Source organism: Methylocella sp. (assembly GCF_041905455.1).
Classification (GTDB): domain Bacteria; phylum Pseudomonadota; class Alphaproteobacteria; order Rhizobiales; family Beijerinckiaceae; genus Methylocapsa.
In genome coordinates this window covers 93482-112457 of sequence record NZ_JAYRLA010000001.1, presented here as the reverse complement: position 1 = coordinate 112457, position 18976 = coordinate 93482, and the positions used below count along the sequence as shown (strand labels likewise).

The window sequence follows — 18976 nt, the reverse complement described above, 5'->3', positions numbered from 1 at the left end:
TCGGAGATCCGCATGATTTAGATCAATCAACCTAAGAACCGCCCCCACCTGCGTCAAGGAGCGGCCGCCCGCTACAGCGCCGCCAGAGCCGCGTCGAGCTCGGCGACGGCCAGCTCGTCCACGCGCGGCCCCTGCGTCCATACCAGGAGAAAGCGCGGCGCGAGGTTCGGCCAGAGCGGCGCCAGCGCGGCGCGATAGAGCGCCATCTGCGCCAGATAGGCGGGGGGCAAAGCCTCGCGCGGCGGCGGGGCGCCGGTCTTGTAGTCGGCGACGAACAGCGCGTCCGGCGTCGTCGCGAGGCGGTCTATGCGCCCGACGACGGCGACCTCGCGCCCGTCCGGCAGCGCCGCGGTCCCGGCGACCGCGGCCTCCGCGCGCGAGGACTCTCCGAACAGCGGCGCGAGGTCCGGCGCCTCGATCACCTTGAGCGCGTCGGCGACGAGCCGCGCGCGCGCTGCGCCCGAAAGGTCGCCGGCGCGCGCGTCGAGGAAGGCGCGGCCCGCCGCCTCCCGCTCCGCGCGGGGGAAACGCGGCAGATATTGCAAGAGGACATGGGCGAGCGCGCCCGCCCTCAGGCTCCTGCGCGCGCCGGCGTCGAGCGCGAGGCGGCGCGTCTCGGCGCTCGCCAGCGCGTTCGAGGGACGGATCGGCGGAGGCGCTTCGGTCGAGGCGTCGAGGCGCCGCGTCAGCCAGGCGGGCGCAGGCGTGTCGGGCGCAGGCGCGGACGCGGACGCCAGCGGCGCGCCGGCGCGGCCGGGATCGACGAAGCGCAGCACCTCCTCGCCCTCGCCCCACGGCGCCGGCGCCGGCGAAAAGCGCCCACGGTCGGCGCCGATCGTGTCCGCGACCATGGCGGCCCAGTTGAGCGCCGGCGGCGCCCGCTCGCCGTGGAAGCCGGCGACATAGAGCCGTTCCTCGGCCCGCGTCAGCGCGACATAGAGCAGGCGGCGATATTCGTCCTCGGCCAGGTCGCGCCCGCGCGCCCGCGCCTGCGCCGCGCGCGCGCAGTCGTCGGCCTTGCGCGGCGACCACAGCACGGCCCGCTCGCCGGGCGCCTCGGGCTCCAGCGCGAAGATCCTGGCGTCGTGCTGGGCGGACAGGCCGTTGCAGGCGTCGGGGAGAAAGACGACCTTGGCCTCGAGCCCCTTGGCGGCGTGGACGGTCATCACCCGCACCATGTCGGCGCCCGCGTCCATGTCGCGCTTGACCGAACGGTCGAGGGCGTCGAACTGGGCGAGGAAGCAGGAGAGCGAGGGCGCCGCCTCCCGCTCATGGTCGAGGGCGAGGCGCAGGAACTCGTCGATGGCGTCGGCCGCTTCGCCGCCGAGCCGCGCCTCGAAGGCGCGCCGGCCGCCCTCCTCCGCCAGCAGCGGCGCGTAGAAGTCGAACGGCCGCAGCGCCGACCGCCTCCGCCACGCGTCGATTTTTTCACGCGCCTGCGCATGCCTCGGCGCGGGCGAGGCCGCGAGCGCATCGTAGAGGGCGCCGGCGCGGGACGGAGCGAGCGCGATGAGATCGTCGTCGTCGAGGCCGACGAGCGGCGACTTCAGGACGCAGGCGAGCGAGAGGTCGTCCTGCGGCAGCGACGCCGCGCGCCCGGCCGCGGCGAGGTCCTGCGCGACGATGTGTTCGCCGAGCGTCAGGCGGTCGGCGCCCGCGACCGGCGCGCCAAACCGCTTCAAGGCGCGGATCACCGTCTCGAAGAAGGAGCCGCGGCGGCGCAGCAGGATCAGCACGTCGCCGGCGCGCACGGGCCGCGACGCGCCGTCCGGCCCCTCGTGGACGCGGTCGGGCGCGCCGGGCGCGATCATTCCGGCGACGCGGCGCGCGACGCGCTCGGCGACGATCGCCGCGGGCTCGCGCGCGCCGACCGCGTCGAGCGGCAGGCGCCAGTCCTCGCGCCCCTCCTCCTTCTTCGAACCGACGAGCGGCCAGATCTCGACGAGCGCCGGCAGCCGCGCCTTGACCGCCTCGTGGCCCATCCAGGGCTCGGCCGGCGCGACGAGGCCGCGCCGGTGGCCCTCCGGCTCGAACACGCCGTCGACGCAGGCGAGCACGCCGGGCGCGGAGCGGAACGAATGGGTGAGCCGCACATGATGGAACGCCTCGCCGCCGTCGCGGAATTTCTTCTCGAGCGCGCGCCGCGTCTCGTCGAAAAGATGCGGGGCCGCGCCCTGAAAGGAGAAGATCGACTGCTTCTCGTCGCCGACGGCGAAGAAGGTGCACTTGCCGGAATGCGCGCCGCGCCCGACGGCGAACTCGCTCATCAGGCTTTTCAGGATGGTCCACTGCGCCTCGCTCGTGTCCTGCGCCTCGTCGACGAGGATGTGGTCGATCCCGGCGTCGAGCTTGTAGAGCACCCAGCTCGGCCGCGAGCGGGCGAGCAGGGCGAGCGTCTTGCCGACGAGGTCGTCATAGTCGAGCAGCGCGCGCTCGGCCTTGAGGCGGCGGTAGCGCTCGCCGACGGCGTCGGCGAGGCCGGCGAGGGCGACCGAGCGGGCGAGCGCCCGCGCGGCGCGAAGATCGTCGCGCAGGCGCTCGAGCCGCGCCTGCTCGTCGTTCAGCGCTTCGAGAACGTCCGGCTTCCGTTTGGCGAGATCCCCGGTCAGCAGCTTCTTCCTCGGCTCGCCTTTCTCGGTGAAGAAAATCCGCAGATAGCCGTCGAGGCAGCCCTGCGCGTCGCCGGCGGAACGCAGCCGTTGCGCTTCGAGCAGACCTTGCGCCCGCTCGACGTCGCTCTTGAGGCCGGTCGCCAGAAACGCGGCGAGGTCGGGCCAGCGCGCGGGCGCGATCCCGTTCTCGACCATCTCGCGCATGACCGCCGTCTCGTCGCGGCCCGGCGGCAGCTTCAGCGCCGCGCGCAGCGCGCGTTCATGGTCGCGCGGCCAGTCCTCGCGCAGTTTTCCGCGCAGCGCGAGCGCCTCCTTCAAAAGCCGCTCGATCTCGTCCTCGGCGCAGTCGCGCGCCACGACGTCGACCCATGCGCCGAGGCGGGCGTCGTCCGCCGCCCGTTCGAGGACGTCGCGCCGCGCTGCGGCTAAAAGGTCGGCCTGGCGCTCCTCGTCGGCGACCTCGAAGCTCGACGGCGCGTTGGCCTCGAAGGGAAACAGATGCAGCACCCGCTCGCAGAAGGCGTGGATGGTCTGGATCTTGAGCCCGCCCGGCGTCTCGACCGTGCGGGCGAACAGGCGGCGCGCCTCCTCGAGATCGGCGCGGTCGGGCTCCGGCGCGCCCGTCTCGAGGACCGCGCGGCGCAGCGCGGCGTCGTCGAGGCGCGTCCATTCGGCGAGGCGGTCGAAGACGCGCGCCGACATGTTGGCCGCCGCCGCCTTGGTGAAGGTGAGGCACAGGAGGCGCGAGGGCGGCGTCCCGCGCAGCAGCAGGCGCAGCACGCGCTGCGTCAGCACGTGCGTCTTGCCCGAGCCGGCGTTGGCCGACACCCATGCCGAGGCGTCGGGATCGGAGGCGTCCTTCTGCCGCGAGGCCGTCAACGAGGGCGCGTTGAGGGTCATCACGCCTCCTCCTCGGCGCCCGCGGCCGCCCATTCGCGCACGCGCGCGAGATGGTCGTAGACGCCGTAGCGCGCCTCGAATTTCGGGAAGGGACGCGGCGGATAAGGCGTTTGCGGGTCGCGGAACTGGCTGAGCACGCCGACGAGGCTGTCGAGATGGCGCTCGCAGACCTCCTCGAGGCTTTCCGGCGATCCGCCCTTGTCGTCCTTGAAGATTTTGTGCTCCCGGACCTCGCCGCCGCCGCGCCCGCCGAGCTTGACGTAAAGCGCCTCGACCTCGCCGGCGCAGGCGGTCCCGAAGCCGCCGCGCCGGGCCATCGCCGCCTCGAGGGTCAGCTGCGGCGCGAAGCCGACGCGCATCTCCCTGACGCCGGGCAAGGCGCCGGTCTTGAAGTCGACGACGGCGAGCCCGCCGTCGGCGCGCAGCTCCAGCCGGTCGGCGCGCGCGGTGAGCCTGAACGGCGAGCCGTCCGCGAGCCGCAGCTCCAGCGCGCCCGACGCCTCCACGAACAGATCTTTCAATCCCTTCCGGCGATCCGCCTCGAAGGCGAGATAGACGTCGATCATGCGCGCGAGGCGCGGCGCGACGAGGGCGCGGAACTCGGCGTCGTCGAGCTGCGCGCCAAGCTCCTCCCCGATCAGCTCCTCGACCCGCGCGCGCGCGCGGGTCGGCAGCGGCCCGGCGCCGGCCTCGCGCGAAAAACGCTCGATCGCCGCGTGGATGGCCGAGCCGAGGTCGGCCCGCGTGAAGCCGAGGCCGACCGGCTCGAGCGGGACGAGGCGGAGTATCTTCTCGGCGTAGATGGCGTAGGGGTCGCGCCGCAGCGTCTCGATCCGCGTGACGCTGAGCGCGGTCGGACGCAGCTCCAGCGGCGGGCGAGGCTGCGGCCGCACGGGCGCCGGCGGCGCGCAAGAGGACGCGTCATGCGGGCGGTCGATCAGGCGCGCGAGACGCAGGAGCCTTCCTCCCCGCTCCCGGCACGCGTCCCATCGCGCGCCGCCGAGGGCGGCGAGGCGCTGCACGAAGCGCGAGGCGACCGTCGGCGCGCCCGCGCGCTTGGCGGCGCGGCTCAGCACCACCTCTCTCCGCCCGAGCGCCTGGGTGAAGTCATGCGCCGCCTGGCCGAGCCGGCGCTCGGGCGGAGAGAGGCCGAGCTCGGCGCGCATCGGCCTGTTGAGGAAGCAGTCGGCCCGGGCCTGCGGCGGCCAGACCGCCTCGTCGAGGCCGCCGAGCAGCATCACGTCGGCGTCCATCAGCCGCGCCTCGATGAGGCCGAGGATTTTCAGCCGCGGATGGGTCCGCCCCGCCGCCGCAAGCCGCGTCTCGCCCGCGACATTGGCGAAGAAGCGCAGATAGCTCTCGGCGGAGAACGTCATGCGCGCCGTCGCGGCGAGGCGCAATTCGTCGAACAACGCGAGGAGCGCGGCGTCGTCGTCGCCGAGCGTCTCGTCTTCGCCCCGCGCCTCGTCCGGCGCGCGCAGCGCCGCGACGGCGGCCTCGTGCGCGCCCGCCCACGCCGCGAGGTCATGCTCGCCGTCGAGCGCCAGCATCGGCGCGAGGGCGCGGTTGAGCCGTTCAAGGAAATCGCGCAGGGCCTCGCCCTCGGCGGGCAGGACGGCGCGGCGCGCCGGATGGGCGCGCGGCCCGGCGGCGAAGCTTTCGGCCGCCGCGATCGCCGCCGCAGGATCGGCGAGCAGCGCGCCTCCCGGCGAGCGCAGCACGGCGATCTCGAGCAGCGGCGCGCGGCGGCGGGCCTCCTGCGCGCCGAGGCCGAGCGAGACGGCGCGGTGGGCGGTCAGCGCGGCGACGCTTTGCGCGGAGAGGCGGCTCGCGACGCAGGCGCCGGCGTGGCGGGCGAGCAGCCCCGCTTCGCTGGCGCCGAGCGGCGCGCCGCCGGAATCGTCGACGCGCACGCCCCAGCGCATCAGCTCCGCGCCGACGCGCCGCGCGAGCTCGCGGTCGGGCGTGACGAGCGCCGCCGTCGCGTCGGGGCGCTCCAGCGTCTCGCGCATGGCGAGGGCGAGGGCGAGCGCCTCCTCGCGCTCGTCGGCGGCCTCGATCAGGCTGACGCCTTCAAGGCCGCGCGCGACCTCCTGCGCCTCAGCGCCTGCGCGCCAGGAGAACCAGCCCTGCGTCGCCTCGGCCGGCAGCAGCGCCTGCGACACGAATTTCTCGCGCGCGACGAGCGCCGGCGAGGGCGCGCCGAGCTCGACCACCTCCTCGCGCGGGACCTTCAGCGCGTCGAGGAGGCGCACGAGCGCGGCCTGCGGATGCGACTGGCCGCATTCGAGCCCCTGGCCGAAGCCTCGCCCGAACTCCCGCCCCCGCCCGACGCGCCCGATCGCCGAAAAAGCCGCGCCAGACATGTGAAGGTCGAGCCCGGGCAGCACCACCGCGCCGTTCGGGGCGCTGGCGATGGCGTCGACGAGCCGCGCGCCCGCCCGGCTGACGCCCGCGACGCCGACGGCGACGACCGGCCCCTCGCCGGCGCCGCGCAGCCGCTGCGCCTGCGCCTGCGCCTCGATCAGCGCGAGCTGGCGCTTGGCCCGGTCGACGAGGCCGAGCGCGCCGAGAATCTCCGGCCATTGCGTGATGGCGATGTCGAGGAAATTCAGGGTGACGCGCCAGTATTCGTCATGGTCGCCGGCGAGGCCGTCGAGCTTGCCCCAGGCGACGTCCTCATTGGCCAGCTCGTCGATGAGGCGGGCGAGCTCGCCGGCCAGCGCGAAGGCGTCGACCGGCGAGGAGGCGACGAGCGGCGGCTCGCTTTCGTCGCATTCGGGCGCGCCGTCCGCTCCGACCCGCACGATCGCCCCGCGCAGCGCGCCCGACCAGGCGAGGATCAGCTCGGCGAGCCGCATCCGCCGCGCGATCGCCCCGACCGCCGGCGGCGGCGCGAGCGGGTCGTCGTCCTCGGCGAGGCCGAGCGCGCCGGCCTCGAAGATCAGCTCGGTCTCGGTCTCCTCGAGCGCGCCGAGCGGCAGGATGCGCGGCAGCAGCGCGGCGGGGCCGGGCAGCGCGCGGCTCAACTCGTCCGCGAGCGCGCGCGCCGCGCGCCGCGTCGGCGTGTAGACCGTCGCCTGCGCCAGCGCGAGCGGCCCGAGCGCCGCCGAGAAGCCCTTCACGACGCGGCCCTCGACGAAGGCCTCCGCGAAGGTTTTCAGGAACGGCGCCCCCGGCGCGATGGTGAAGACAGTCTTGCGCAACGCGCGGCCCCCTCGGAGGGACGCTTATCATGAGGCGCGCGGCGGGGGGAGGCTATCGGGGCGCAGGGTTGTCCACAGGCGGAGGAATGGATCGAGCGGCCTTCGCGCCGATTCCAGCCGGTCCGCCTTTAGGGAAAACAATCAGGCGGCGGCCGTTCGCGGCGGCGGCGCGCGGACGCGCCGCGCCACAACGCCGTCGCCTACGCCGGCAGGATGATCACCTTCGTCTTGACCGGCGTTCGCGAATAGAGGTCGATCATGTCCTGGGTGAGGAGGCCGGTGCAGCCGCTTGTGACGCCCCTCCCGATCGACTCGGGGTCGCTGGTCGCGTAGATCGTGCAGACCGTGTACTTGCCGTTCTGGTAAAGATAGAGCGTGCGGGCGCCGAGCGGATTGTCGAGGCCTCCCGGCATGCCGCCGGCGTATTTGCGCGCCTCGGGCTGGCGCTCCATCATCTCCTTGGGCGGAGTCCAGATCGCCCATTCCGCCTTGCGCCCGACGTAAGCGTCGCCGTTCCACAGGAACCCTTTACGGGGGACATTGGCGCCATAGCGGGTGGCGTTTCCATCGCCTTCGATCCGGTAGACATAGTAATTGTTGGGATCGATGATGATCGTGCCGGGCGCTTCCTTGCTATCGTAGCGCACGGTCCGACGATAATATTTCGGATCGAGCTTGGCGACGTCGACCGCCGGTATCGGGAATTTCTTGTCGGGCGTCGGTCCGTAGAGCTTCGCCGCCTCGGCGCGGAGCATGGCGTCGTCGGTCGTCGCGCAACCGGCGAGCCCAAGCGCGCCGAGACTGACGGCGGAGCCGAACAGAAACGACCGGCGGTTGAGAAGCTCCGACCGAAGCCCGGGCGCAGCTGCGTCGTTTCTCCCGCCGGCGTCGGCGATCTTGCCGTCCATGATCATGGTTTTTAAGTTTCCAAACCTGTCGCCGCCCGGAGACGACTCCGGCATACGCCCGCTGAACGTCTTCAGCCCGGCCGAGACTGCCGTCGCGCGGCTCGATTGGCAAGCTCAAGCCGTCGCCGGGCGGGCTCGCCATGCGCTAAAATGCGTTTATGCGGCGGCGCGGCCACACATCGCGCCGGCGTCGACAAAACATGCGGACGCCCCGCTTCGCAGGAGCTCTCGCCCGCTCAATGGCCAGCTTGACGCCCCCTTCGCCCGAGCCTACCTATGGTCCAGCCTAGGGGAGCCCCGCCAGGGGGCTGAGAGGCCGGCGGCGCCAGCTCCATCAGCGAGCGGCGGCCCGGCGACCCTTCGAACCTGATCCAGCTCGCACTGGCGTAGGAACGGCTTTCATGACCCCTTCCCTTCCGCCTCGCCCTCCGGCGTCGGCGTCTTCGCAATCGCCGCGCGAAAACCTTTCGCGCGCCGCGCGCCCTTGTCGCAGGGCGCGCGCATGACCCGAGTCGCCGTCGTCGGCGCCGGCGTCGCCGGGCTTTGCGCCGCGCTCGCCTTCGCGCGGGCCGGAGCGCAAGTCGAGGTTTTCGAGCGCGCCGCGGGGCCGGGGCTCGGCTGCTCCTTCCTCGCCGGCGGCATGATCGCGCCCTGGTGCGAGGCCGAGAGCGCCGAGCCCGTCGTCGTCGAGCTCGGCGTGGAGGCGCTCGACTACTGGACGCGCGAGGTTCCCGTCGCGCTGCGGCGCGGCTCGCTCGTCCTCGCCCCCGCCCGCGAGCGCGGCGAGCTCGGCCGCTTCGCGCGGCGCACGCGCGAATTCGAGCGCCTCGACGCCAGGCGGCTCGCCGAGCTCGAGCCGGACCTTTCCGGCCGCTTCGACGAAGCCCTGTTCTTTCCGCAGGAGGCCCATCTCGACCCGCGCGAGGCGGTCGCCGCGCTCGCCGCGCGCCTTGAGGCGATGGAGAACGTCGCCCTTCGTTTCGGCGCCGAGCCGCCGGACGGCGCCGGTTTCGACTGGACCATCGACTGCCGCGGCTTCTTCGCCCGCGAAGACGTCGCCGGCCTGCGCGGCGTCAAGGGCGAGATGCTCGTTCTGTTCACCCGCGAGGTGTCGCTGTCGCGGCCGGTCCGCATGACCCATCCGCGCCATCCGGTCTATATCGTGCCGCGCGGCGACGGGCGCTTCATGATCGGCGCGACGATGATCGAGAACGAGGAGGCCGGCCGCGTCACGGCGCGGGCGATGATGGAGCTTCTGGGCGCGGCCTATACGGTGCATCCGGCCTTCGCCGAGGCCGAGGTCGTCGAGACCGGCGCCGGCGTGCGTCCGGCCTTCTCCGACAATCTGCCGCGCGTCGTCCGCGACGGGCGCGCGCTGTTCCTCAACGGCCTCTATCGCCATGGATTCCTGCTCGCGCCGGCGCTGGCGCGGGCGGCCGTCGAAGTCGCGCTCGAAGGCGCCGACCCGCGGACGGTTCTGCTCGGCGCCGCAGGAGAAACGCATGCGCATCGAAGTGAACGGCAGGACGCTTGAGACCTCGGCGCGCACGCTGAAGGAGCTCCTCGCCGAGCTCGACCATGACGAGCGCGCCGTGGCGACCGCGCTCAACCGCGACTTCGTGCGCCGCGAGGCGCGCCAGGCGGCGGCGCTCGCCGAGGGCGACGCCGTCGAGATCGTGAGCCCGAGGCAGGGAGGCTAGCATGCAGGCGCGCCCGCCGGCCGATCCGCTCCGCCTCTATGGCGCGACGGTCTCCTCGCGTCTCCTGATGGGCACCGCGCAATATCCCTCGCCCGCCGTCCTCGAGGCGGCGGTCGCGGCGGCGCGGCCGGACATCGTCACCGTGTCGCTGCGCCGCGAATCGGGCGCGGGCCGCGCCGGCGAATCCTTCTGGGCGCTGATCCGCGGCCTCGGGCTCAAGGCGCTGCCGAACACGGCCGGCTGCCGCACGGCGAAGGAGGCGATCGTCACCGCGCAGATGGCGCGCGAGGTGTTCGACACGCCATGGATCAAGCTCGAGGTGATCGGCGAGGACGACACGCTGCAGCCCGACGTGTTCGGCCTCGTCGAGGCGGCGCGCGCCCTCGTCGCCGAGGGCTTCAAGGTGTTTCCCTATACGACCGAGGACCTCGTCGTCGCCGAGCGGCTGCTCGCCGCGGGCTGCGAGGTGCTGATGCCCTGGGGCGCGCCGATCGGCAGCGGGCGCGGCCTCAACAACGTCTTCGGGCTGCGCGCGCTGAGGGCGCATTTCCCGGACGTCCCGCTCATCGTCGACGCCGGCCTTGGCGCGCCCTCCCACGCCGCGCAGGCGATGGAGCTCGGCTACGACGCCGTGCTGCTCAACACGGCGATCGCCGCCGCCGGCGATCCCGCAGCCATGGCGAAAGCCTTCGCCCTCGCCGTCGAGGCCGGCCGGCTCGGCCGCCTCGCCGATCCGATGGAGCCGCGCGACATGGCCGCGCCGTCGACGCCGGTCATCGGGCGCCCCTTCGCCGAGCCGCAGCTGGGAGCGCGGCGTGCTTGACCCTTTCTATCTCATCGTCGATTCGGCGGCCTGGGTGGCGCGGCTCCTGCCCTGCGGCGTCCGCCTCGCGCAGCTGCGCGTCAAGGACGCGCCGGACGAAATTCTGAGGCGCGAGATTCTCGCGGCGAAGGCGTTATGCGCGGCGGCGGGCGCGCAGCTCGTCGTCAACGACTACTGGCGCCTCGCCATCGACCTCGGCTGCGACTTCGTCCATCTCGGGCAGGAGGACCTCGAGACGGCGGACCTCGCCGCCATCCGCCGCGCCGGGCTGCGGCTCGGCGTCTCGACCCATGACGAGGCCGAGCTCGAGCGCGCGCTCGAAGCCGCGCCCGACTATGTGGCGCTGGGGCCGATCTGGCCGACGGTTCTCAAGGCGATGCGTTTTTCGCCGCAGGGCCTCGAGCGGATCGGCGAATGGAAGGCGCGGATCGGCGACGTTCCGCTCGTCGCCATCGGCGGGATCACGCTGGAGCGCGCCCCTGGCGTCCTCGCGGCGGGCGCCGACAGCGCGGCGGTGGTGACCGACGTTACGCTGAACGCCGACCCGCAGGCGCGGGCGCGCGGCTGGGCGGCGATGGCCGGGGAACGGCGCAGGGCGCTCGAAACGGCGGGCTCGCGCGGCTGAGCGGCGAAGCGCCGCGGCTCACATGCGCGCGACGACGACAAGGCGGCGGACCTGGCCGGTCTGGAACGCCCGCAGGAAGGCCGCGTAATTGCGGAACGACACGCAGCCGTTGGAGGCGCCGTTCGGCCCGAGCATGTAGGTGTGGGTGAGGAAGCCGTTGCGGCCATATTGGGGGCTTGCGCCGATCGGCGTCATGCGCAGGGCCTGCACGCCATGGAACAGCGCCTCGCGCATCGTCAGCTCGTAGACGTTGGGCGGCGTAGCGCCGCGCATCGGGATATGCACGGAGTTCGGATTGTCCATATGCTCGCCGAGCCCGGAATGGGCCTCGAGCCGCGTGCCGTCAGGCATGTAGACGGTGCGCGCCGAAATGTCGTAGATCGCCGTTCCGCCTTCGGCGCGGGGCGCGACGGTCGGGCCGACGCGCGGCGACAGGCGCGGCGCGTCGCTGACGACGCCGCCGTCGGCCGGCGCATAGGCGAGCACCGGCCCTGTGGGCTTGCCCGGCTGCTGGCCGAGCGACTTCAGGCCGCTGAACAGCTTGTCGAAGATCGAGCCGCCGTTCGGGGCGGCGTTCGCCTGCGCCGTCGAAGCCGGCGCCGCGCGCTGCTCGCGGGCGAGGCGCCGGTCGGGAATCTGCGGGACGATGCGCGGCGTGGGAGCGGCGGGGACGTCGAGGTCGCGCGGGCGCGGCGCGGGAAGCGGCGCGTCCTCGTTGAGGGCGAGCGCGCCGGGCGCCGCGAAGGGGGTTCGCGCGTCGGCGGCGTCAGGCTCGCGGATCGCCACCGTGGCGTTGGCGGCCGCGTCCGCTCCGTCCTGCGGCTCGAGCTCGGCCTGCATCGTGAACAGGGAGGAGAGCGGCCCCATCGCCGCGACCGCCGGGCGCGGATCGAACAGCCCGCCATAGACGGCGGAGCCGTCGTCCGCCTGCGCGGTCCGCGACATGGCGTCCGCAGCCGTCTGCGGTCCTTGAGCGGCCTCGCGCCATGGCGACAGCGCGCCGTAGACGCCGGCCTCGCCGCCCGTGCGCGTCATCTGCGCGCCGACGAGCGTCACGAGGGCCAGGATCGCGGCGCCGGGCAGCGTCCGCGCGGCGATCTTGCGGGCCGGCGAGCGGCGGCGGCGGCGGCCGCGGGGCGAGGCGAAGGCGGCGAGCGGCGGGCTGAGGTTGCTCATGGGTCCGGGCTTCCAAAAGTCGTCGCTGGCTTCGCCGCGTCCGGGCGCCGAAAGGGGCGCGCCGCGGAACCTGAAGCAAAGCCGCGATCGCCTTGCTGATGGCCCATTGAGGCGAATTTTGGTTAACGGCCCGTGAAGCGGCCATTTCTTTGTTTTGCCGGACGGTTTGCGCTTTACTGTGGCGCCGGAGACGCAGGCCCCGGCGCGCTCTTGCGGCTTCAGGATGGCCGACGAGCCTTGCCTCGCGCTCGCCGTCCGTTCCCTATTCGCCGCGCTTCTGGGCGAGCTTGAAGCTCCAGCTCACCTCGAGCCCGTCGCGCGTCTCGCCCTCGATCACGATCTGCGCGCAGGCGCGCGGCCCGTCGGGGGCGGCGAAGAAGATGCTTTCCTCGACGTCGGCGATCCACGGCGTCTCGAACAGCCAGCGCGTTCCGTCGGGCGGCGCGAGCAGCACGGCGTGGCCGTCGCGCACACGCTTCAGGCGCACGTTGGGATGAATATGGAAGCGCAGCGCGAAGGGCCGCGCCTCGATCGCGTCGCCGGGGACGGCGGCGCGCAGCCGATCGACGCCGTCGAGGCGCTTGCCGTCGTCCTGCAGGGTCAGGCGGCGCTGGTGCAGGAGGCCGAAGCGCGGCGCGTAGCCGTCGTGCTGGATGGCGAGCGTCGCGCTCCCCGCGTCCTCCCGCCGTTCGGCGAGCGCCTCGCGCGGGCCCGAGACGATGGCGTCGCCGAGCCATTTGCGCGCGCCGAGGTGGAAGGCGAAGCGGCAGGACGAAGTGTCGTCGATGACGAGCGTAGAGTGCGCCGCGCTCATGCGCGCCGCCTCGGCGGCGGCGGCGCGATTGGGGTCGGGCGCGCCGCAGTTGATGACGAGGCGCTGCGTGCCGACCGAGAATTCGAACGAGCCGCAGCCGGCGTGCGCCTCGCCGGAGAACTCCGGCGGCGGCGGCCGTCCGGCGTCGGCGACGAGCGCCGCCGCGCCGTCCTTGGCCTCGAGCCGCTGATAGCCCGAATGCGGCGCGTTGAGCAGCGCCCGCGCGCGGCTGTCGTCATAGGCCAGCACGGTGGCGAGCTCTTCGGGCGGCGTCACGCCCATGCCGTTGAACAGGGCGAGCGCGCCGTCGCCGTGGCGGAACAGGCGCAGCATCGGCATCATGCGGTCGATGGCGTTGAGCAGCTGCGGCGGCGCCTGCGCGCCGCGCGCGGCGTAGGCCTGGCGCAGCGGCAGGAGGTCGAGAAGCAGGTCGATCAGGATACGCGGGTTGCGGCTGACATGGCCGCCGTCCGGCAGGATCTGGCGCTGCAACTCCTCGTTGAGCAGGCGTCCGGCCCGCTGCGGCAGCTTGCCGGTCCCCTCGGCGCACAAGCCGAGCTCGGTCAGGGCGATCGCGGCGAGCAGGCGGTCGTCGCCGGAAAGGCCCTCGGCGACGGCGCGCTCGAGGAACTGCTGGGCGCGGCCGATCCCCTTCATGAAGCGCTTGTAGAAGGCGCGGTCGGCGCCGTGCAGGATGATCGGCGACTGCGACAGGAAGGCGATGAGGCGGCGCGCGACGACGCGCGGCTCCCAGGCCGGGTTCTGGCCCGGCCGCCCGTAGACGGTCAGGAAATCCTCGACGAGCGCCCGCGCGTTGGCTTTCGAGATCGCCGTGTCGGCGGCGCGCAGATGGCGCAGCCAGCTGAAGCTCGACAGGGCGCGCGCCCAGGCGTCGGACTGCGGCTCGAGCTCGAAGGGCGAGCGTCCGTGCGCGTTGACGATCTTGCCGGCGAAGGCGAAATAGCCGGCGTAGATGTCGGCGGCGAGCGTCGGGTCCGAGGTGCGGATGTCCTGCGGCGCGATCAAGAGCCGCTCCGGCGGGCGCTGGCGCCAGCCCTTGAGGGCGCGGACCGGCGAGGCCGCGAGGCGCCAGCCGGAGGCGAGCGCCCGGCCGGCGACGAGGCGCGCCACATGCAGCCGATCCTTCAATCCCGCGCCGGGCAAAGAGCTCGCCCCCCCGAGGCCCCGCGGCGCTCGCTCCGCCTTCGCGAGCGGGTCGGCGCCGTCGGAAAATCTAACGTTCATCGCCGCGTCCCCGGACAGGCCCCCGACCCCGCCGCCGCGCGCTCGCGCGGGCGCCCGCCGTCCCCTGCGCACAATCGAGGAAAAACGTCTGCGCTTTGTTAACCGGACCGCGCCCGGCGCGTCACAGCCGCCGCAGGCGGGCGGCGAAGAAGCCGTCGAGGCCGCCGGCGCGCGGATCCTGCGCCGGCAGATGGAAGGGCAGCGTGCGCAATTCGCCTTCCGGCGTCAGCGCCTCTGCGAGGCCGCCGATCTCGTCCGCGCCGATCGGCGAGCGCTCGACCTCGCGATTGCGCCGCAGCAGGGCGGCGATCTGGGCCTCGCCCTCCTCCGGCTCGAGCGAGCAGGTGCAATAGACGATCTCGCCGCCCGGGCGGGTCAGCTCGACCGCCCTGTCGAGCATGCGCGCCTGCGTCTCGACGAGCCGCGCGAGGTCGGAGGGCTTCTTCGTCCAGGCGACGTCGGGATGGCGGCGGATGGTGCCGGTCGAAAGGCAGGGCGCGTCGAGCAGCACGGCGTCGAAGGGCTGCGCCTTCAGGCTCGCGACGTCGGCGACGACGATCTCGGCGTCGACGCCAAGCCGCGCGAAATTGGCGGCGAGCCGCTTCAGGCGTTCGGCCGAGCGGTCGATCGCCGTGACCTTCGCCCCGCGGAAGGCGAGCTGGGCGGCCTTGCCTCCGGGCGCCGCGCAAAAATCGGCGATTCTCGCGCCGGGCTCTATACGCAAAAGCCGCGCCGGCAGGGCGGCGGCGGCGTCCTGCACCTGCCATAGCCCGTCCCCGTAGCCTTCGAGCTCGGCGATCGGCGCATGGGTGAGGAGGCGCACCGAGCCCGTCGGCAGGACGAGGCCGCCGAGCCGAGCCGCCCAGCCCGCAGGGTCCGACTTCACGGTGAGGTCGAGCGTCGGCTCGTCGCGGTTGGCGCGCGCGATCCTTTCCGCCGCCTCCTCGCCATAGGTCTTGATCCAGCGCGCGGCGAGCCAGACGGGGACGTCGTCGCGCAGCGGATCGGCGCCGGCCAGAATCTCCTCGCGCGCGCGGGCGATGTTGCGCAGCACGGCGTTGACGAGGCCGGCGAAGGGCGTCGACTTCGCCTCAAGCCGCGTCGCGCGGACGGCGAGGTCGACGGCGGCGTGGTCGGGAACGTCGAGGAACAGGATCTGCGCCGCGGCGGCGATCAGCGTCCATTCGAGATGGGCGACGGATTTCGGCAGGCCCTTCTCGAGGCGCTGCGCCAGCGCCTTGCGGATCGTGCCGAGCCGGCGCAGCGCGGCCGTGCAGATCGAGCGCGTCAGGGCGACGTCGCGCGGGTCGAGGCCACTGATGCGCGAGGGCACCGCCTGCGGCGAGAAGCAGTCGTCGAGCGGATGCGCCTTGGCGACGACGTCGGAGAGGATCGCCGCCGCCGCGAGCCGCGCCGGCAGGCCGGGGCTGCGTTCGGCCTCCTCGCGCGCGGCCTGAGCCGATTGTCCGGGCCGGCGCTGGCCCGGCTTGCGGTTCGACTGGCGCGGGGGTGCTGTCAAGCGGCGGCTCCTCATCCGGCGCGAGGCCGGTCGGCGCGCTTATATCATGGCCGATGGCCCCGCGCGCGCGGGGATTTACCGCGCTCCAAAAGCTTTTAGATTGGCCGCCGGAGCGGCTGACGACGCGAGGACGGATGACCGACGAAGACAAGGCGCAGACGCCGAAGGCCGGCGAAGCGGCGCCGGCGCGCGAGCTTCCCGCCGCGGCGCGGCGCGCGCTGGCCGAGGCGGAAGAACGCCGCCGCCTCGCCGACGCCGCGCGCGTCGAGCGCCCGAAGGAGATCGACGGGCGCGACGGCCCGGAGCCGGTGCGCTACGGCGACTGGGAGGTCAAGGGAATAGCCAGCGATTTTTAGAGGGCGGCGTCGACCCGGCGGCTACGCGCTGGTGGGTTAAGGCGCCGAGAGCCCCCCCGCCAGCGTCGGGAAGTCGAGCGGCCGAAAACCGTAGTGCTTCAGCCAGCGCACGTCGGCCTCGAAGAAGGCGCGCAGGTCCGGCAGGCCGTATTTGAGCATGGCGAGGCGGTCGATGCCGACCCCCCAGGCGAAGCCCTGATATTCCGCAGGATCGAGGCCGCAGTTGCGCAGCACGTTCGGATGCACCATGCCGCAGCCGAGAATCTCGAGCCAGTCGTCGCCCTCGCCGAAGCGGATCTCGCCGCCCTTGCGCGAGCAGCGCACGTCGACCTCCATCGACGGCTCGGTGAAGGGGAAATAGCTCGGCCGGAAGCGCAGGCTGACGCTCTTCGTCTCGAAGAACGCCTTCAGGAACTCCTCCAGAATCCATTTCAGATGGCCAAGGTGCGACGAGCGGTCGACGACCAGCCCCTCGACCTGGTGGAACATCGGCGTGTGGGTCTGGTCGCTGTCGCAGCGATAGGTGCGGCCGGGGCAGATGACGCGGATCGGCGGCGCCTTGGTCAGCATGGCGCGCACCTGCACCGGGCTCGTGTGCGTGCGCAGCAGCTTGCGCCGGCCGTGCGCGTCGGGCTCGAAGAAGAAGGTGTCGTGCATCTCCCGCGCCGGATGGTCGGGCGGGAAGTTCAGCTTGGTGAAATTATAGTCGTCGGTCTCGATGTCCGGCCCTTCGGCGATCGAGAAGCCCATGTCGGCGAAGATCGCGGCGAGCTCGTCCATCACCTGCGAGATCGGATGGACGCGCCCGAGGCTCGCCCCCTGCTCGCGCGCCGGCAGGGTGACGTCGAGCCTCTCGCCGGCGAGCCGCGCCTCGAGCGCCGCCTCCTTCAGCGCCGCGCGGCGCTGCGCGATCGCGCCCGCCACCGCGTCCTTGACGAGGTTGATCTTCGCGCCTTCGCTCTTGCGCTCGTCCGGCGACATCTTGCCGAGCCCGGCGAGCAGCGCGGAGACCGAGCCCTTCTTGCCGAGCGCGCCGACGCGGACGGTTTCGAGCGAAGCTTCGTCGGCGGCTGCGGCGACGTCGGCGAGGATGCTCGCCTGGAGCGCGGAAATATCTGTCATCGAAGCTCGGCCGGGGCTCGTTAGGAAGGCGCGTCGAGAGCGGTTGCGCCGCCTTTTAAATCATTTCGCGCCGCGCGAAAGCAGCAAAGCGCCGGCGCGCCTCACAGCGGCGCCGTCGCTTCGGCGAGCCAGCGCTTCTCAGCGCGCGAGAGAAAGGGCGAGAGCGCCTTGCGCACGCGCGCGTGATAGGCGTCGATCCACGCCTTCTCCTCATCGTCGAGCAGCTTCGTCTCGATCAGCGCGCGGTCGTAGGGCGCGAGCGTGATCGTCTCGAAGCCGAGCATCTCGCGCTCCGCGCCCCTGATCTCGCGCGGCTCGACGACGACGAGATTTTCGATGCGGATTCCCCAATGGCCGCCCTTGTAATAGCCGGGCTCGTCGGAGAGGATCATGCCCGGCTCGAGCGGCGTCGTCCCGAGCTTCGAGATGCGCTGCGGCCCCTCGTGCACCGAAAGATAGGCGCCGACGCCATGGCCGACGCCATGGTCGAAGTCGAGGCCGGCGCGCCACAGCGGCAGCCGGCCGAGCGCGTCGATCTGAGCGCCGCTGACGCCCCTGGGGAAGACCGCCCGCGCGATGGCGACATGGCCCTGCAGCACGCGGGTGTAGCGGTCGCGCATTTCGGCGCTCGGCCGGCCGACGGCGAGCGTGCGCGTGACGTCGGTGGTGCCGTCCTCGTACTGGCCGCCGGAGTCGATGAGGTAGAGGCCCCGGCCGATCCGGGCGTTGGTCTTCGTCGTGACGCGGTAATGCGGGCTCGCCGCGTTCGGCCCGGCCGCCGAGATCGAGGGAAAGGACAGGTCCTTCAGCGCGCCGGTCTCGCGGCGGAAGGTTTCGAGCGCCTGCGCCGCCTCGATCTCGGTGAGGCCGCCCTTGGACGCGGCCTGCGCGAACCAGAACAGGAAGCGCGTCAGCGCCGCGCCGTCGCGCAGCTGCGCGGCGCGCGCGCCGGAAAGCTCCGCCGCGTTCTTCTTCGCCCGCATCAGCGCGGACGGGTCGGCGCCGACCTCGACGCCGCCGCCGGCCTCGCGCGCGAGCGCGACGAGGCGCGAAGGCGCCGTCGCGGCGTCGAAAACGATCTTGCGCCCCTCGCCGGCGAGGATGGAAAGGTCGCGCTCGAGCGCGTCCGGCGCCTTGAGCTTCGCGAGCGCCGCCAGCGCCTTGCGCGGCGCGGCCGCGAGCTTGCGCGGGTCGAGGTAGAGGCTCGGCGCTCCGGCGCGCGGGATCAGCGCGAAGCCGAGCGGCAGCGGCGTGTGCGAGACGTCGGCGCCGCGGATGTTGAAGATCCAGGCCAGCGAATGCGGATCGCTGACGAGCAGCGCGTCGGCGCCCTTCAGCGCCTCGCCGACGCGGGCCAGCTTGGCGCCCGCGCTCTCGCCGGCGAGCTTGCGCGGATAAAGAACGATCCTGCCGAGCGGCTCAGGGGGCCGGTCGGTCCACAGCGCGTCGACCGGATTGGCGTCGAGCGCGACGAGCTCCGCGCCGGCGTCGGCCGCGGCCCTCGCAAGGCGCTCGACCTGCGCGGGCGTCGCGAGCCATGGGTCGTAGCCGACGCGCGCGCCGCGCGGCAGATTGGCGCGCAGCCAGTCGGCGACGCTCGTCGTCCCGACGTCGACCGGCTCGAACACGGAAACGTCGACCTGGCCGCGCACGGCGAGGGCGTAGCGCCCGTCGACGAAGATCGCCGCCCTGTCGGCCAGCACGACCGCCGTTCCGGCCGAGCCCGAGAAGCCGGTGAGCCAGGCGAGGCGCTCCTCGCTCGGCGGCGCATATTCGTTCTGGTGGCGGTCGGCGCGCGGCGCAAGGAAGCCGTCGAGCTTCAGGCGGGCGAGCTTTTCGCGCAACGCCGCGACGCGGGCTGCGCCCTGCGTCCCGTCCGCCTGCTCGTCGAAGGACTGGAAAACGCTCTCGAACATCGGCGCAGTTTAAAGGATTTCCCGGGACGAGGCGATGAGTTTCGCAACAGGAAA

General features: G+C 73.0%; 13 protein-coding genes and 1 riboswitch. Of the genes, 5 read left to right on the top strand and 8 right to left on the bottom strand.

Annotation, left to right across the window (positions count from 1 at the left end; all coding sequences use genetic code 11):
- Positions 1 to 71 precede the first annotated feature (71 nt).
- The 3 genes from addA to ACE3OG_RS00500 all read right to left on the bottom strand — a co-directional run bounded on the left by addA (position 72) and on the right by ACE3OG_RS00500 (position 7632).
- The gene (addA, locus tag ACE3OG_RS00510) at positions 72 to 3512 is read right to left on the bottom strand and encodes a double-strand break repair helicase AddA (protein ID WP_374305013.1); all 3441 of its coding nucleotides are present in this window, start codon (positions 3510 to 3512) and stop codon (positions 72 to 74) included.
- On the bottom strand, positions 3512 to 6718 hold the full coding sequence (gene addB / locus ACE3OG_RS00505; protein WP_374305011.1) for a double-strand break repair protein AddB: 3207 nt from the start codon (positions 6716 to 6718) through the stop codon (positions 3512 to 3514). The genes addA and addB overlap by 1 nt, the downstream gene beginning before the upstream one ends.
- A 200-nt stretch (positions 6719 to 6918) precedes the next feature.
- Complete coding sequence (locus ACE3OG_RS00500) at positions 6919 to 7632, bottom strand: L,D-transpeptidase (RefSeq protein ID WP_374305009.1); 714 nt, start codon at positions 7630 to 7632, stop codon at positions 6919 to 6921.
- 272 nt (positions 7633 to 7904) lie between these two features.
- Positions 7905 to 8036, top strand: a riboswitch (TPP riboswitch).
- 92 nt (positions 8037 to 8128) lie between these two features.
- Here ACE3OG_RS00500 and ACE3OG_RS00495 point away from each other — a divergent pair.
- The 4 genes from ACE3OG_RS00495 to ACE3OG_RS00480 are packed head-to-tail and all read left to right on the top strand — an operon-like array spanning position 8129 to position 10774.
- Complete coding sequence (locus tag ACE3OG_RS00495) at positions 8129 to 9160, top strand: FAD-dependent oxidoreductase (RefSeq protein WP_374305007.1); 1032 nt, start codon at positions 8129 to 8131, stop codon at positions 9158 to 9160.
- Positions 9129 to 9326: a sulfur carrier protein ThiS gene (gene thiS, locus ACE3OG_RS00490; protein WP_374305005.1), complete on the top strand. Its 198-nt coding sequence runs from the start codon at positions 9129 to 9131 to the stop codon at positions 9324 to 9326. Before ACE3OG_RS00495 ends, thiS begins: the two co-directional genes overlap by 32 nt.
- A 1-nt stretch (position 9327) precedes the next feature.
- Entirely contained in the window at positions 9328 to 10149 is an 822-nt protein-coding gene (locus ACE3OG_RS00485) for a thiazole synthase (protein ID WP_374305003.1), read from the top strand.
- Positions 10142 to 10774: a thiamine phosphate synthase gene (locus ACE3OG_RS00480; RefSeq protein WP_374305001.1), complete on the top strand. Its 633-nt coding sequence runs from the start codon at positions 10142 to 10144 to the stop codon at positions 10772 to 10774. Before ACE3OG_RS00485 ends, ACE3OG_RS00480 begins: the two co-directional genes overlap by 8 nt.
- Positions 10775 to 10792: 18 nt before the next feature.
- Here ACE3OG_RS00480 and ACE3OG_RS00475 read toward each other — a convergent pair whose 3' ends face one another.
- The 3 genes from ACE3OG_RS00475 to ACE3OG_RS00465 form a co-directional block, all read right to left on the bottom strand.
- The gene (locus ACE3OG_RS00475; RefSeq protein ID WP_374304999.1) at positions 10793 to 11950 is read right to left on the bottom strand and encodes a tlde1 domain-containing protein; all 1158 of its coding nucleotides are present in this window, start codon (positions 11948 to 11950) and stop codon (positions 10793 to 10795) included.
- Between the two features lie 262 nt (positions 11951 to 12212).
- Positions 12213 to 14009: a heparinase II/III family protein gene (locus ACE3OG_RS00470; protein ID WP_374304997.1), complete on the bottom strand. Its 1797-nt coding sequence runs from the start codon at positions 14007 to 14009 to the stop codon at positions 12213 to 12215.
- A 121-nt stretch (positions 14010 to 14130) separates the two neighbouring features.
- A complete protein-coding gene (locus tag ACE3OG_RS00465) occupies positions 14131 to 15528 on the bottom strand; it encodes an RsmB/NOP family class I SAM-dependent RNA methyltransferase (RefSeq protein WP_374304995.1) in 1398 nt (465 codons plus the stop codon).
- 134 nt (positions 15529 to 15662) lie between these two features.
- Between ACE3OG_RS00465 and ACE3OG_RS00460 the strand changes: the two genes are divergently transcribed.
- Positions 15663 to 15884 (top strand): DUF1674 domain-containing protein, encoded by a 222-nt coding sequence (locus ACE3OG_RS00460; protein ID WP_374304993.1) that lies wholly within the window; start codon positions 15663 to 15665, stop codon positions 15882 to 15884.
- 36 nt (positions 15885 to 15920) lie between these two features.
- On the opposite strand, the gene pheS is transcribed toward ACE3OG_RS00460, so the two are convergent.
- On the bottom strand, positions 15921 to 17006 hold the full coding sequence (pheS, locus tag ACE3OG_RS00455; protein ID WP_374304991.1) for a phenylalanine--tRNA ligase subunit alpha: 1086 nt from the start codon (positions 17004 to 17006) through the stop codon (positions 15921 to 15923).
- 101 nt (positions 17007 to 17107) lie between these two features.
- Positions 17108 to 18922 (bottom strand): aminopeptidase P family protein, encoded by a 1815-nt coding sequence (locus ACE3OG_RS00450; protein WP_374304989.1) that lies wholly within the window; start codon positions 18920 to 18922, stop codon positions 17108 to 17110.
- Positions 18923 to 18976 lie beyond the last annotated feature (54 nt).

Bases quoted from the DNA above. Each gene is read 5' to 3' on its own strand.
- addA (WP_374305013.1), bottom strand. From the start codon at position 3,512: ATGACCCTCAACGCGCCCTCGTTGACGGCCTCGCGGCAGAAGGACGCC.
- ACE3OG_RS00500 (WP_374305009.1), bottom strand. From the start codon at position 7,632: ATGATCATGGACGGCAAGATCGCCGACGCCGGCGGGAGAAACGACGCA.
- ACE3OG_RS00495 (WP_374305007.1), top strand. From the start codon at position 8,129: ATGACCCGAGTCGCCGTCGTCGGCGCCGGCGTCGCCGGGCTTTGCGCC.
- thiS (WP_374305005.1), top strand. From the start codon at position 9,129: ATGCGCATCGAAGTGAACGGCAGGACGCTTGAGACCTCGGCGCGCACG.
- ACE3OG_RS00485 (WP_374305003.1), top strand. From the start codon at position 9,328: ATGCAGGCGCGCCCGCCGGCCGATCCGCTCCGCCTCTATGGCGCGACG.
- ACE3OG_RS00475 (WP_374304999.1), bottom strand. From the start codon at position 11,950: ATGAGCAACCTCAGCCCGCCGCTCGCCGCCTTCGCCTCGCCCCGCGGC.
- ACE3OG_RS00470 (WP_374304997.1), bottom strand. From the start codon at position 14,009: ATGAACGTTAGATTTTCCGACGGCGCCGACCCGCTCGCGAAGGCGGAG.
- ACE3OG_RS00460 (WP_374304993.1), top strand. From the start codon at position 15,663: ATGACCGACGAAGACAAGGCGCAGACGCCGAAGGCCGGCGAAGCGGCG.
- pheS (WP_374304991.1), bottom strand. From the start codon at position 17,006: ATGACAGATATTTCCGCGCTCCAGGCGAGCATCCTCGCCGACGTCGCC.
- ACE3OG_RS00450 (WP_374304989.1), bottom strand. From the start codon at position 18,922: ATGTTCGAGAGCGTTTTCCAGTCCTTCGACGAGCAGGCGGACGGGACG.